General features: G+C 47.0%; 12 protein-coding genes. 2 read left to right on the forward strand and 10 right to left on the reverse strand.

The window, feature by feature from the left end; translation table 11 throughout:
• Positions 1 to 78: 78 nt before the first annotated feature.
• Positions 79 to 1,299 (forward strand): FprA family A-type flavoprotein, encoded by a 1,221-nt coding sequence (locus FC07_RS08650; protein ID WP_057904705.1) that lies wholly within the window; start codon positions 79 to 81, stop codon positions 1,297 to 1,299.
• Between the two features lie 46 nt (positions 1,300 to 1,345).
• Here the strand turns inward: FC07_RS08650 and FC07_RS08655 are convergent, their stop codons facing one another.
• The 3 genes from FC07_RS08655 to FC07_RS08665 form a co-directional block, all read right to left on the reverse strand.
• Positions 1,346 to 1,756 (reverse strand): hypothetical protein, encoded by a 411-nt coding sequence (locus tag FC07_RS08655; RefSeq protein WP_057904706.1) that lies wholly within the window; start codon positions 1,754 to 1,756, stop codon positions 1,346 to 1,348.
• Positions 1,757 to 1,902: 146 nt separating this feature from the next.
• Positions 1,903 to 3,711 carry an FtsX-like permease family protein gene (locus FC07_RS08660; RefSeq protein WP_057904707.1) on the reverse strand — a complete coding sequence of 603 codons (1,809 nt, stop codon included), beginning with the start codon at positions 3,709 to 3,711 and terminating at the stop codon, positions 1,903 to 1,905.
• The gene (locus FC07_RS08665) at positions 3,712 to 4,473 is read right to left on the reverse strand and encodes an ABC transporter ATP-binding protein (protein ID WP_057904708.1); all 762 of its coding nucleotides are present in this window, start codon (positions 4,471 to 4,473) and stop codon (positions 3,712 to 3,714) included.
• Between the two features lie 188 nt (positions 4,474 to 4,661).
• On the opposite strand from FC07_RS08665, the gene FC07_RS08670 reads away from it, so the two are divergent.
• Complete coding sequence (locus FC07_RS08670; RefSeq protein ID WP_057904709.1) at positions 4,662 to 5,588, forward strand: L-lactate dehydrogenase; 927 nt, start codon at positions 4,662 to 4,664, stop codon at positions 5,586 to 5,588.
• 78 nt (positions 5,589 to 5,666) lie between these two features.
• Here FC07_RS08670 and FC07_RS08675 read toward each other — a convergent pair whose 3' ends face one another.
• From FC07_RS08675 to FC07_RS08705, 7 genes are all read right to left on the reverse strand, one after another.
• Complete coding sequence (locus tag FC07_RS08675) at positions 5,667 to 6,920, reverse strand: serine hydrolase (protein WP_057904710.1); 1,254 nt, start codon at positions 6,918 to 6,920, stop codon at positions 5,667 to 5,669.
• Positions 6,917 to 8,074: a sensor histidine kinase gene (locus FC07_RS08680; RefSeq protein WP_057904711.1), complete on the reverse strand. Its 1,158-nt coding sequence runs from the start codon at positions 8,072 to 8,074 to the stop codon at positions 6,917 to 6,919. Before FC07_RS08680 ends, FC07_RS08675 begins: the two co-directional genes overlap by 4 nt.
• Positions 8,075 to 8,094: 20 nt before the next feature.
• Positions 8,095 to 8,784 carry a response regulator transcription factor CroR gene (croR, locus tag FC07_RS08685; RefSeq protein ID WP_057904712.1) on the reverse strand — a complete coding sequence of 230 codons (690 nt, stop codon included), beginning with the start codon at positions 8,782 to 8,784 and terminating at the stop codon, positions 8,095 to 8,097.
• Between the two features lie 141 nt (positions 8,785 to 8,925).
• On the reverse strand, positions 8,926 to 10,047 hold the full coding sequence (gene menC, locus FC07_RS08690; protein WP_057904713.1) for an o-succinylbenzoate synthase: 1,122 nt from the start codon (positions 10,045 to 10,047) through the stop codon (positions 8,926 to 8,928).
• Positions 10,038 to 10,796 carry a 2-succinyl-6-hydroxy-2,4-cyclohexadiene-1-carboxylate synthase gene (gene menH / locus FC07_RS08695; protein ID WP_057904714.1) on the reverse strand — a complete coding sequence of 253 codons (759 nt, stop codon included), beginning with the start codon at positions 10,794 to 10,796 and terminating at the stop codon, positions 10,038 to 10,040. The genes menC and menH overlap by 10 nt, the downstream gene beginning before the upstream one ends.
• Complete coding sequence (gene menD / locus FC07_RS08700; protein WP_057904715.1) at positions 10,796 to 12,496, reverse strand: 2-succinyl-5-enolpyruvyl-6-hydroxy-3-cyclohexene-1-carboxylic-acid synthase; 1,701 nt, start codon at positions 12,494 to 12,496, stop codon at positions 10,796 to 10,798. The genes menH and menD overlap by 1 nt, the downstream gene beginning before the upstream one ends.
• A complete protein-coding gene (locus tag FC07_RS08705) occupies positions 12,493 to 13,746 on the reverse strand; it encodes an isochorismate synthase (RefSeq protein ID WP_057904716.1) in 1,254 nt (417 codons plus the stop codon). The genes menD and FC07_RS08705 overlap by 4 nt, the downstream gene beginning before the upstream one ends.
• Between the last annotated feature and the right edge of the window lie 109 nt (positions 13,747 to 13,855).

Raw genomic sequence — 13,855 nt, forward strand, 5'->3', positions numbered from 1 at the left:
GTTCGCTTGCCTTCTTTTAAAACAGCGCTTACAATTTAGTTATGCAAAATATTTATTTTTTACTGGAGGCCAACTAACATGGAAACTGTACAACGCTTAACCGACTCAATTCTCTCGCTGGACTGTAACGACCGTCGCTTGGAACGATTCGAAAATCTTTTCCCATTACCAGATGGCGTTTCTTACAATTCTTACTATATTGACGATGAAAAAACTGCCATTGTCGATACCGTTGATTCTAGTGTGACCTTACAATTTTTAGAAAATGTGAAATACGCCTTAAACGGCCGTGACTTAGACTTTTTGATCGTCAACCATATGGAACCCGATCATTGTGCCAACATTGTTGAATTAGCGAAACTATACCCGAATATGAAACTGGTCGGTAATGCACAAACCTTTGCCTTTTTCGAACAGTTTTACCCAAGCGCTGATTTAACAGCCAACTACTACCCGGTTAAAAATGGTGATCAGCTTTCTTTAGGACAGCATGAATTAAACTTCGTCTTTGCGCCAATGGTCCACTGGCCAGAAGTAATGTTCTCTTATGAAAGTACTGAAAAAATCTTATTCTCAGCCGACGCTTTTGGCACTTTCGGCGCTTTAAACGGGAACTTATTTACAGACGAAACAGACTATGAAAACCTTTATGGCGATGAATGCCGCCGTTATTACACCAATATTGTTGGGAAATACGGGCCACAAGTCAAGCGCGCTTTAAAAAAAGCCAGTAAGCTTGATATTGCAATGATTGCCCCACTACACGGTCCCGTTTGGCGTTCTAATATCGATTACATTTTAGACCGTTACATGAAGTGGGCCACTTATACCCCTGAAAAGGCCGGTGTGGTCATCCCTTACGCGTCTGCTTACGGCAACACGGCCTCTGCAGTTGACTATTTGGCCAACCGTCTCTCTGAACAAGGTGTCAAAGATATTCGGATCTTCGACGTTTCAAAAACAGATGCCTCTTATATCATTGCCAACATTTTCAAGTATAGCCATGTGGTGTTTGCAGCCCCAACCTATAACTTAAACCTATTCCCAGCTATGAAATCCTTCTTAGATGAAATGGCGATCTTGGAAATTAAGAATCGGCAGTTTGCGGTGATTGGTAACGGCACTTGGTCCCCAACTTCCACCAAAGAAATGATTGAATTCTTCGATACGCAAAAGGGCTGGACGAACTTAGGCGATACCATTACGCTGAAAACAGCCATGGTCGACGATGAAAAGGCCCAATTCGATGTGTTAGCGAAGGCCATTGCGGATTCCGTTAAGGCAACTGAAATTGACTAATTGGTTCAAAAAAAGTAGCGTCAGACAAAATGTCTGCGCTACTTTTTTAGCGGGCCGAAACTGGCCGCGTTTTAACTGCTGGCTTGGCCTTTGGTGCTGGTGCCAAGGTCGGCATATGGTGAAACCACGCAATTGCTACCACAAACGGTAGCAAAATCAAGGCTTCTAATCCAAAAATCAAAAAGGCTAAGCCTTGCACAGAAAGTTCCTCTTGATCTAATTGTTGTAACTGTTGTTTGACAGTCGCCTTACCGTGATGTGCCTTAACCGGTGCTGCGGTTTTACCACTGGCTTCTGTATCGTCATCATCAGCCGGCATGGTGATCGAGATCAGCGGATTTGCTGGTACCGGGGTTTCTGGACAAAATTGAACGATTGCCAAAAATTCAACCGCTAAAAATGTTAAAAATAACATGAGAATATTTTCTTGAATAAAGCGCCACCCAAAGCGTTTCATATTCACGCCCCCTCCAATTAGAAAACGTTTCCTAACAATCGATTTTAGCGTAACAAAATCGCCTGAAAGTCCACTGGGAGGGGCCTGAGAGAATCACAAGTAAAAAGTGTAAGAACTTGCGCTTCATCTCATAGTTCAGCAAATTTTTATTTAAATTTAGGTAGCACCAAATGTTGATAAAGCTTAACGGTTAACCCATAGTAACCTAAATATAAAATGCCAAAGATGCTAAACGGTACTAACAAATCACGGTAAGGATGTGTCAGCAAACCACTGACTTCAAACAATTGGAGCCCAAATAGCACATGGACCACCCCTAGAACAGCTGGTAAGGCAAACAACACGCCAATTTCGCGGTTAACACTCCGCCGTAATAATTTAGAACGTGTCCCAATCTTACCTAACATTTGATAACGTCGCCGATCATTAGCCGCACCGGCTAAAATCTTAAACATTAAGCAACTGGCTAGCATCGCTAAAAAGGCAATTCCTAAGAAGAAGCCCATAAACTCAAGGCCAGAAACCAAGCTGTTCATTAATTCATAGCTTTGATATTTACTTAAAACGAGCCCCACTGAACTTGGAAAATGATTCTCTTGATTGTCTGTGATCACAAGTTGTTTGATTTGAGGCAACGCTTGATAGAAGTTCTTGGTTTGAATCGCAACAACGCGATAGTGTGGCCCCTGCAAGGCCTGATAAGCACCGGCATCAACCACCCGCACAGGATGACCATAATCATTAGGCCGTAACCAATCATTTAACGTTTGTTGCCATTGTTGTTGCTTGGCCAGTGTCAGCTCAGACGGTTTAATTTCCCGATACGCCTTTTGACTGGTGGTGGTGCTTTGATGAATCGCTAACAGCGGTTGCGTAAATTGAGCCCGATTAAAGTACACCGTTCCCTTTACCACTTTGTAATCAACCTGCCATTGCCGCTTAATGTCTAATTGAGCCGCCTTTTTCTGTTGGGCCGCCGTTGGGTCATGTAAGACCACATCATATGGCGACACGTCAGCAATATTGTGCAGCTGGCTTTGGAAACCCATCCCCACTGTTAACGCCCCTAATGCTAAGGCAAAGAGCAGTGTGACCAACGTTAACATCCGATTTAAATCATGTAATCGAAATTGTAACTGTGCCAACACAAAGTTATTAAGCCCGTGATAAGCAAAGTGTTCCCGACGTTTTAAGCACTGTAGGCACCAGGTAAATAACGCGCGAAAAAGTAAAAAAGTGCCGACGACAATGGTGACTAACGCAATCCCAATACTACTCATTTTTAGCACATCAATTTTGATCATCGACCAGTATCCAATGGCCAATAAGATCAGCCCAAGCAAGCTTTGGAAAAACTGACCACGTGGTTGTCGTTGTAAATGAGTTGGCTGTGTATCACGATGTAATAGCGTCAGTACCGGTGTGCGCCGCAATTGCACTTGATTGACGATTGCTGCCAATAAGAACAAGACGCCGAAAAAAATCAACGTACTGATCATGGCTGGTCCGTAAAACGGTGTAAAGTGATGCACCGTTAAATGCATGCGACTGAGTAATAAATGGCCGGTTAGCTCAGTGAGACCTAAGCCAATCAGTAAGCCTAATACAGTGGCAACTGAACCAATCACCAATGTTTCAATGAAAATCAACTGCCCTAATTTACGCCCTTTGGCACCTAACACCATGAATAAGCCGTAATCACGTTGGCGCATACTAAGTAAAAAGTTGTTGGCATACAACAAATAAATAAATGTAATAATCGCCAACAGGACTGACCCGAATTGGAAGACTAGAAAGGCCATGCTAACTGGCGAATTCGATGTAACGAAGCTTTTATTTAAAGCCAAAGCTTCAAACATATAAAAAATCGCACTGGCCATGGCTAAACCGGATAAAAGCACTAAATAATCCCGCAACCGGCTTTTAATCCCTGTTAAAGCTAATTTCCACAGCATTTAGTCGCCCCCCTGTTCCGTTCGACCTAACACTTGTAAAATTTGTTGGTAAAATTCTTGCTTGGTCTGTTGACCGCGCTTTAATTCAGTGCCGATCCGGCCGTCTTTAATGAATAAGATCCGTTGGCAGTAGCTAGCCGAAAATGGGTCATGCGTCACCAATAAAATCGATACGTGTTGTTGTTCATTAAGCTGGGTCATGGTTTCCAACAAGTCTTTGGCACTTTTTGAATCCAAAGCACCAGTCGGTTCATCCCCCATTAAAATACTCGGTTCCTGCACTAAGGCCCTAGCAGCTGCCACCCGCTGCTTTTGGCCACCAGAAATCTCAGTGGGATAATGGGTTAAAATCTGGTCAATGCCTAAAGTTGCCGCGATTTTAGCCACCGCTGGCTTAATTTTTTTAGCCGCTACATTTTGAAGGGACAGCGGTAAGGCAATATTGTCATACGCTGTTAAATTTTCTAACAAATTGAAATCTTGGAAAATAAAGCCAATTTCCCGGGCGCGAAAATCGGCTAAAGCATCGCCTTTTAACGCGGCTAAATTTTGGCCGTTGATCACCACTTCACCTGCTGTCGGTTGATCCAAAGTAGACAAAATATTTAATAACGTGGTCTTGCCTGAGCCGGAAGCCCCCATAATACCGACAAATTCACCTGCTTCAACGTCGAAATTAATATTGTGTAAGGCTTCAAACTGCGGTTCATTTTTACCGCCATATACCTTGCGGACTTGTTTTACTGTCATGACTGCGGTCATCAAACATCCTTCTTTCTCATTTTGATTTACTTTTAGTTTACCGGGAAATGACCAACCGCTCCAGTGCTCGAGCTTACATCTCCCCGTCGTCAACGAACAGTTTTGTAAGTTTAACCATGAGTTCCCCTTGTAATCGATGCCAAATCTCGTATACTTTAAGCACGAGATTAAATTTTGGAGTGATTTTGATGAATAAAGTTGGGATTATTGGTGTGGGACATGTGGGCTCAGCAGCTGCACATGAAATCGTTGTCCGTGGGTTGTGTCATCACCTTGTCTTGATTGATGACCGTGATGCTAAAGCCAAGGCAGAATGCTTAGATCTAAAGGATATGGGTGCACAAACGCTCTCCCATACCAAAATTTCTGCACAGGATTACAGTTTATTAAGCGATGCTGACGTGGTGATTTTTTCAACCGGTGCTGTGGATCGACAAGGTCCTGACCGGATGCAAGAATTAAACTGGACCAAACAAACTGTCTATGATGCGATTCCAAAACTGATGGCAACTGGCTTTAACGGCGTGATCGTCTCAATCACCAATCCTTGCGATGTGATTGCGGCCTTGATTCAAAAAGTATCTGGCTTACCTAAAAATCGTGTTTTCGGTACCGGGACTTCGTTGGATACTGCGCGGATGAAACGGGTGCTGTCTCAAACTTTCAACGTGAACCCTAAAAACATCGGCGGCTACGTGTTAGGCGAACATGGGGATTCTCAATTTACAGCCTGGTCGACCGTTTCTGTCGCCGGCATTCCGTTAGCAGAATACCCTGGTACTGCGGACTTAGATCTGGCACAACTCACCAAAGAAATCTCAGCTGGTGGCTGGGCCGTTCACAGTGGCAAAGGCTACACATGCTATGGCATCTCTTCTTGCGTCAGCAATATTGTCAAGGCAATCTTAACAGATGAAGTGGGCGCCTTCCCGGTTTCAACCTATTCTGACCGCTACGATACTTACATCGGTCGCCCGGCTTACATCGCTGGTTCTGGGGTAGTCAAACCGTTGCCATTAAATTTGACCATCGATGAACGTACCCAGCTCGACCAATCGGCTGCTAAGATCCGCAAAAGCTTCCTAGAAAATGCAGTGGTTCAGGCCGCGCAATAGGCCTTTCTTGTGGTGTACTCAGTTAAAGAACCACCCGGAATTTTTCCGAGTGGTTCTTTTTGATTTTGTCTGATTTTTTTAAAACAAATGCTGCCATAATCGGTTAATTTGCTGACCGATAGACGCCTTTTTAACAGCCTTTTGCGTGTATACCGGTACCTTCGTGCCTGTTGACCCTTTTAAAAATTGACGTGTTTGCGCTGGTAAGGTAACTTCTGCCACACCGGCTTTGGTTTGTGCCTTAGTCGGTGCCGCCAAAGTGGTTTTAAGACGCAATTTATAAGTGGCCTTTTGCCCTTTTGGCACCCAATAGGTCAGCGCCTGCTTGGTTTTAGCAGTGGTCGTTGTTGTTTGACCTGTCTTGATTTTCACGGTTGCTTTGGGTTTTAAAGTGACTTGTTGGTTTTGTTGATACACGGCATGCATGATTTTTGCGGTTTCTGTGAAACGCGCATTGGCATCATCGTCACCTTGATTGGCATGCATCACCACCGTGATCAGCCGCGCCCCATTTTTAGTCACTGTCCCAGTAAAGCAAGCACCTGCTGCATCGGTCGTGCCTGTTTTCAACCCGTCTACTGGCAAGTCAGAAACGGCAGCTTGCTGGCCTGGTAACATGTAGTTCCAAGTGGTCATGTCACTGGTTGTGGTAGCAGTGGCCTTAAAAGTCGCCTTGGTGAGTTTCGTTGTTTGTAAGACTTGTGGAAAATCATCGATCAAATGACGGGCTACAATCGCCATATCTTCCGCCGTCATTTTATTTTCTGCTTTTTCACCCGAACCAGGGTAAATATGCCCTTCCAGGTCTTCATTATTCAGGCCTGATGTGTTAACAATCGTCGCATCTTGAATACCCCATTTTTTCAACAACGCCCGCATTTGATCCACTGCTTTGGTTTGATTGCCGGCAAAGGCATCCCCTAGCAAAATGGCAGCAGAATTCGCTGATGAGATCAGCGCCGCTTGATACAACGTTTTAATGGTGTATTCGCCATTTTGGGCCAATGGCACATTGGTCAATTCTGTATTTTTCGTTAACTGATAGGCTTGATCTGTAACCTTCACCTTGGATTGCCAATGTAACTTACCTTGCTGAATCGCTTGTAAGGTTAAATAAACCGTGATCAGCTTGGTCATCGAGCCAATGGGCAGGACCTGATTGGCATTTTGTTGATACAAGATCTGACCAGAATTCGCATCAACTGCCAACCCTGCTTTCGCATCGACTTGCGGTGAAGTCGTGGCGGCTTGAACCGTCATGGCCTGCATGCTACTGGCAACAAGGCCAAACACCACCAAAAAACTCAGCACCACTCGTTTGACGTTTTTCATTTTTTCTCCTTTTCCTGCGGTTTCAGCTTTTGGCCTTGTTGGACCGGTAAATGCATGATAAAAGCCGTCCGCTTGGCATTTGAGCGGGCATAAATATCCCCGCCGTGGCGTTGCACAATACTTTGCGCAATGGCCAATCCTAAACCTGTCCCACCTGTTGCCGTATTCCGCGATTCTTCCACCCGGTAGAATCGATCAAACAACTGATGTAACGCTGCATTGGGAATCGGTGTCCCATTATTGGCCACTTGGATCACCACTTCAGGGCCGTGTTGCCGCGCCCGTAGCCAAATCGTAGAAGCACCTTTGCCGTATTTCAAGGCATTACTGATCAGGTTATTAAATACCCGACTTAACTTCTCCGCATCAGCGTCCATCATTAAAGGCACAGGTTCGGTTTTCACTGAAATTTGAATTTGCTTTTTCTCGGCTTCTAGTTCAAAACTAGCAGCAAGCTGATCCAACATTTGCCCCATATCAATTTGATGAATGGATAACGGTGTGGACGTTTGCCGCATTTTGGTGTACTCAAACAGATCCTCGACCAAAACTTGCATTTGTTTGGCCTTATCGTAAGCTGTATGCGTGTACTTTAACACCTGTTCTGGCTTTTGATACTGCTTATTTTCAATTAAACCTAAGTACCCAATAATCGAGGTCAGTGGTGTGCGCAAATCATGACTCACATTGGTGATCAGCTCGTCCTTAGAGTTTTCGATTCGCCGTTCTTCCGCCATAGACTGAACCGTCGAATCCACCAGCGCATTAATGCTGAGAATCACCCGTTGCAAATCGCCGCGTAACGTAAACGGAATGCGATGTTCAAAGTGACCATCCGCAATATAGTGCAATTCTGCGATCACATGGCTTAACTGCATTTGGTGATACCGGCGAATCAAGCGCCAGTAGATCACCAAGGCATCGAACACCAACATCATCACCGTGAACACCCGCTGCCAACTCATTAAATGAAAGTTATTCGGGCCTAATGTGACCGCCTTTTTGATTTGAAAAATCGCGTCGCTTAACGCTTGGTTGGTGTGAATCGCTTGATTGGCCAACACGATAATCGATAGATTCAACAGTAATAATAAAATGAAAGTGGTAATGCCTTCCATTAATAGCGCACTTTTTTCACGCCCAGTTAACTTCAACGCGCTGCCCCCTCAACTGACTAATGAACCTCAACTTTATAACCGACGCCCCAAACCGTTTGAATCACTTTTTCGCCATTCGTTGCTTCTTCGATTTTGTCCCGCAAATGACTCACGTGTACCATGACAGTTTTCGCCGAAACGATACTTTCTTGTTGCCAAACCCGTTCGAAAATCTCATCAGCTGAGTAAACCCGATTAGGATGACTGGCTAATAAGTACAAAATGCCGAATTCCAATGCTGTTAGCTGAATTTGTTGGCCGGTTAACGTGGTCACTTCATGAGAGTCTTTTTTGATCACCAGTGGGCCGACCTCTAACACGTCAGGTGTATCGTTGGTAACTTGATGTTGGCTCCGCCGCAATAACGACTTCACCCGCGCCATGACTTCTAATGGGTTAAATGGCTTGGACACATAGTCATCGGCCCCGCTGATCAAACCCTTGATTTTATCCATATCGGTAGTTTTAGCCGACAACATTAACACTGGGATCTGCGAATCTTTACGCACCTCACGAACCACTTCCATCCCATCCATATTCGGCATCATAATGTCCAAGATCATTAACGCTGTATCTGGATTGGTGGCTAATTTGGTCATCGCTTCTTTGCCATCATAAGCTTTGATGGGTTCATAGCCTTCATTTTTAATATAAATACTGAGTAATTCAACAATATCTTGATCGTCGTCAACAACTAAAATTTTCACGAAAATCCCTCATTTCAATTCGAACTGGCCTGATTTAAATCAGCCGTTTATGATAGGGGAAGCGCCGCACGCCTGCTTTTTTACAATCAGTCACACCCTATGGTCTTCATTGTAACAAACAAAGCCTAAGAAAAATTAAAATCATACCAAGATATTTGGTTGTTGCGTCAAACGTTGTTGTAATCGTGGCGTTAAGTGCACCCCTAAACCAACACCGGTGGGCACGGTTAAGCGCCCGCCAATGAGTTGAAAGTCAGTGGTTAACAGATCCCGCTGATAATAGTGCGCACTGGCTGCCAAATCAGATGGCAACTGAAAAACTGGTAAGCTGGCCAACGCCAAGGCTGTTGCGCGACCAATGCCACCTTCTAACATACCGCCACACCAAAGCGGCCAATGATGTTGCTTCGCCCAACGAATCATCGCTAAGGCTGGTCCTAGTCCCCCAACTCGGGCGAGTTTTAAATTCAGGACTTGCCCCGCCCCTAATGCATTGGCCGTTTCCAAATCAGCTAGCGTGGCCACACTTTCATCTAAACAAATCGGTGTGTGTAGCCGTTGCTGCAACCATTGTTTGCCCACTAGATCCGTAGCTGGTAGCGGTTCTTCGATCAACGCAAGGTCTAATTGATCCAATTGCTGTAAAAAGGGGAGATCTGCTGTTGTAAATGCTGAATTAGCATCCACCAACAATTGCAGTTTGGGAAAAGCCTGACGCACGGCCTGAACTCGCGCCAAGTCAGCCGACTGGGTGACCTTCAACTTAATCCGGCGATAGCCTTGCTGGACCGCTGTGGTCACCTGCGCCACAGTGGCCTGTGGTGTGCCACTGGCGCCTAAACTGATGCCAACTGAGATTTGCGCTTGCGGCTGACAATTTAATTCAACTGCCAAACAAGCCGCCAATGACTGGCCTTGGCGCTGGGCCCACAAATCCCAGATGGCCGTTTCCAAAGCCGCCTGCGCCATTTGAAACCCAGTTACCGCAGTCCAAAACGACTGCACCGCCTGTGGTGTGGTAAACGATTGCCCTTTTAGCGCTGGAATCAACGTTTGGGTCAAAATCGCACGACTGGTGGCTTGGGTCTCTGCCACATAATATGGTGTGTCAAAACTTTCTAATTCACCAAGCCCTTGATGGCCCATTTCGTCAACCACTTGCACCAAGGTGATCCCGCGAGTTTGCACCGTTTCATGGGCCGAACGAAACGGTCGTTTCAATTGCAAGGTCACAGGCAACAACCGCACTGCTGTTAGTTCCATCCGGTTTGTGCCTCTAAAATGGCTTGATAAGCCGCTGGTTGTTCCAAGTGCACATTATGTCCGGCAGCTGGCACCACAAAGCGCTTTGCCTGAGGCAATAAAGCTGCCATTTGTTGACTGATCTGCTGGAACTTCGGGTCTAATGCCCCAACGATCAGCGTTGTCGGCACGGTTAAATAAGGCAACGCTGGCCATAAGTTCGGCTGCTGGCCAGTGCCAAAATAACGCAAACTATTCACCAGGCCCACTGGCTTATGTTGCTGGCGTTGCTGTTGAATCCGGTGTTGTTGGGTAAGGGGCAGCCGTTGTTGACTGGCAAATAAAGGCAGCCGAGCCCACGCTTGCGCAAAGGCTGGTAACCCATTTGCTAACAGCTGCTGGGCTAAGGCCTGATCATGGGCTTGCCGCTGAGCTTGCGCTGCCACACTGGCCAAGCCTGGGGAACTACTTTCCAATACCAAATGCTGCACGAATTCTGGATAGCGCAAAGCCAATCCCAACGCTAAGCGCCCGCCCATAGAATAACCCACTAAGGTCACCGGTGCAGGCTGTTCCCGCAACCACCGGGCCCAAGTCTCCGTTTGTGTCCACATGTTATAGGCCGCCGGGTCCGTTGCCGGATGGTCCCCGTGTCCGACTAACGTGACACAAGTCGTTTGGCCAGGTAAGGTCATAGCCAGGTGGGCAAATTCCCGCTGACTGCCCATAAAACCGTGAAAAAAGACCCAATGTTGTGGTGCTTTAACCATTAAAACCACCCACTTTCTTGTAATGCACGCTGAATCTGAGCAACTGCGGCTGCATGCTGTGCCACATTTGCCTCACGCTGGGTTGGCACTTCAATCAACTGTAAGCCTTGAACAGGCTGCGCCAAAGCCGCCACTAAAGCAGCCGATGTGGTGGCCTGTTGATAGCGACCATGATAAAGTGCGGCCACTTGGGCCCAGTCTAACGTTTGCGGCGTTCCGAAAACCGTTTCAAAATAAGCGGGTTCATCATGTTGCGGTAAAAATGAGAAAATACCGCCGCCTTGATTGTTAAGTAAGATCACCGTTAATTGCAACGAATAGCGTTGGGTCAGCATGAGTCCGTTTAAGTCGTGGAATAATGCCAAATCACCGGTCACCAAATAATGCGGTCGCGAATTGGTACTCATCCCCAGCGCCGTAGAAACGATCCCGTCAATGCCGTTGGCCCCACGATTGCAAAACAGACGTTGGGTTGCTGTTGCAGGCTGATAAAAGTCGTCCATATCCCGAATCGGCATAGAATTGCTGATAAAAATATCCGCATTCGCCGGCAACGTGCGCGCTAACACTTGTGGCACCCCAACTTCCGTTAAAGTTGCGCGAGTTGTTGGTGCCGGTAGCGCCGCAGCTAAAATCGCGCTAATCGCTTGCCAGTGCGCCCACCAAGTTGCTGGCGCCGGTGTCAATGCTGCCAATTGTGGAACCAAAGCCGGCAACGTGCTTTGCAGCAAGACGGTAGTACTTAACGTGTGGTCGGGCCAATCGGCATGCATCACCACCTGATAAATAGGACATGTTTGTGCTTGCAGCCAATCTGAAATCGCCGCTGACACCAGCGTTCCGCCTAACCGTAAAATCACTTCCGGTTGGAGCGCCGTTGGCAGTGTACCTTGGGCCGCCTTGAGCATCAAATCAGCTTGACCAATTGTTGCCGCTGCCCCACGTAATTGGCTTAAAGGATCCGTCCAAATCGGCCACCCTAACCGCTGAGCCGCGGCCGCAAAATCCGTTAAGGCTGATGTTGTGTCATGGGGGCCGACAATCACTAAAACCCGTTTGCCTTGTAGGCCCGTTAGCGCCTGAGCTGCCAAGGTTTGTGTCGTCGTCACTTGCTGTAATGAGGCAACTGGTTGAAACGGCAAAGCCAAGTCTGGCATCAAGGGTTTACGCAAGGGCAAATTCAGTTGGATCGGCCCTTGCGGCGGTGTTAGCGCCGTTTGAACACTCCGTTGTACCACCATATTGGTGTAGTCACCTTCTGCGGCAAGTTCACTGGGCAACGGTAATTGCCAAAATGCTTTCACTTGTTGCCCATAAAAATGATCTTGATCTAACGCTTGTGGGGCGCCAATCTTGGTTAATTCCGGTGGTCGATCGGTGGTCAGCACAAGTAATGGCACTTCACTGATCTTCGCTTCACAAATCGCTGGATAAAAGTTCGCAGCAGCCGTCCCTGATGTACAGACTAACAACACTGGTTGCTGACGGGTCTTCGCCAAACCTAAGGCAAAAAAGCCAGCTGACCGTTCATCTACGTCTACATACAATTCTAATTGTTTGGCCTGTGCCAACTGGGCCACACGCAACGCCACTGGTGTTGACCGTGAGCCAGGTGCCAGCACCACCACCCGACCTTGTTGCGCCATAAACGCGCCTAAAATCTGATCCACGCGCGCCGTTACATTGGTTTGTGCATTCATTTTGCGTCCCCTTTCAAGGCTTGTAACATCGGTTGAAATTTCAACGCTGTTTCCTGAAATTCTTGTGGTGCTTGCGAGCCCACAACGATCCCGGCGCCTGCAAATAACCAAGCCTGCTGACCTTGCAGTAAACCAGACCGAATGCCCACTGCAAACTCACCATCGCCGGCTAAATTAAAATGACCGATTGGTGCCCCAAATAAGCCGCGCTGCTGTGGCTCCACTTGCCGAATCTGCTGCAAGGCTGCCACCTTTGGCAATCCGCCTAACGCAGGGGTTGGGTGCAAGCTGGCCAATAACGCACCTAATGTCACCACGCCATTGCCTGTGATCGGCGTCCATAAATGCTGAACTTGCGGATTTTTCAATAATTGCGGTTGTTGGTCATAATGAACGGTTAACCCTAACTGACGTAAAGCCTGCGTAATCGCTTGTACCACATAGGCCTGTTCCTGTCGATTTTTAGCATCATTTAGCAATTGCGCCCCCAGCGTTTGATCTTGCTCAGGCGTCACCCCACGCCGAATCGTGCCGGCAATGGCTGCAGTGGTGACTTGATCGCCTTGACGGGCCACTAAACGCTCTGGTGTGGCGCTGATAAACGTTCGGTCTTGATAGCGTAATAAAAAGTGGTACGTTTGCGGCTGTTGCTGCCGTAATGTTTGCCACACTTGTACCGGTTGCCAAGCCTGACCCGCGGTAACGGCTAACACCCGTGCTAAAACGACTTTTTGCTGCTGGTGTTGTTGCAACCGGGCAACCGTTGCAGTGACGCCTTGTTGCCAGTGTTGTGCTGCCAACGCATGGGTTTGCACCGCTTGTAACCGTTGTGCAGGTAAGGCCACTTGTTGGGCCAACTGCTGTTCAAACCAAGCTTGCTGATCAGCAGGGCCTTGATAAATCGCCTGCGTTGCCGTTAAATGGACTAAAAACTGTGGCACGAAAAAGTAACCGGTGGTCAGCGGTCCCCAAACGCTGGCCCGCTGATCCGTGGTTTGAAAACCGCCAGCACCGACTACTTCGATTTCTGGTTGTTGAAATTGTTGCTTTAATTGTTGTTGCCATTGGGTCAATGTGGTGAGATCACCTTGTTGCGGCTTAAAATCTGCAATTTGCCCATAAGCCACATAACAGTCACCATTGGGCATTTCACCCATATAAAACGGGTCATACTGAGCGCCTAAGGCACATAACTGTGCTAGCGTTGGCCGCTGTGTCAGCGCTTGAACCCGATAATTTAAGTTTTTCATAAAAAATTGCCTCAATTTCCTAGCTTCGCTTTAAAAATACCAAGTTCCCGTGAGAATTTGCTTAAAAACCCGTAAAAATCCGATTTGGCGCAAAGTTACCTTTTGGTAT

Origin of the sequence: Loigolactobacillus bifermentans DSM 20003 (assembly GCF_001434575.1) — a bacterium.
In the GTDB taxonomy this organism is placed as follows: domain Bacteria; phylum Bacillota; class Bacilli; order Lactobacillales; family Lactobacillaceae; genus Loigolactobacillus; species Loigolactobacillus bifermentans.

Excerpts from the sequence above, each read along its gene's own strand:
- FC07_RS08705 (WP_057904716.1), bottom strand. The coding sequence starts at position 13,746 with ATGAAAAACTTAAATTATCGGGTTCAAGCGCTGACACAGCGGCCAACG.
- FC07_RS08655 (WP_057904706.1), bottom strand. The coding sequence starts at position 1,756 with ATGAAACGCTTTGGGTGGCGCTTTATTCAAGAAAATATTCTCATGTTA.
- FC07_RS08670 (WP_057904709.1), top strand. The coding sequence starts at position 4,662 with ATGAATAAAGTTGGGATTATTGGTGTGGGACATGTGGGCTCAGCAGCT.
- menH (WP_057904714.1), bottom strand. The coding sequence starts at position 10,796 with ATGGTTAAAGCACCACAACATTGGGTCTTTTTTCACGGTTTTATGGGC.
- FC07_RS08660 (WP_057904707.1), bottom strand. The coding sequence starts at position 3,711 with ATGCTGTGGAAATTAGCTTTAACAGGGATTAAAAGCCGGTTGCGGGAT.
- FC07_RS08675 (WP_057904710.1), bottom strand. The coding sequence starts at position 6,920 with ATGAAAAACGTCAAACGAGTGGTGCTGAGTTTTTTGGTGGTGTTTGGC.
- menD (WP_057904715.1), bottom strand. The coding sequence starts at position 12,496 with ATGAATGCACAAACCAATGTAACGGCGCGCGTGGATCAGATTTTAGGC.
- menC (WP_057904713.1), bottom strand. The coding sequence starts at position 10,047 with ATGGAACTAACAGCAGTGCGGTTGTTGCCTGTGACCTTGCAATTGAAA.
- FC07_RS08665 (WP_057904708.1), bottom strand. The coding sequence starts at position 4,473 with ATGACCGCAGTCATGACAGTAAAACAAGTCCGCAAGGTATATGGCGGT.
- FC07_RS08650 (WP_057904705.1), top strand. The coding sequence starts at position 79 with ATGGAAACTGTACAACGCTTAACCGACTCAATTCTCTCGCTGGACTGT.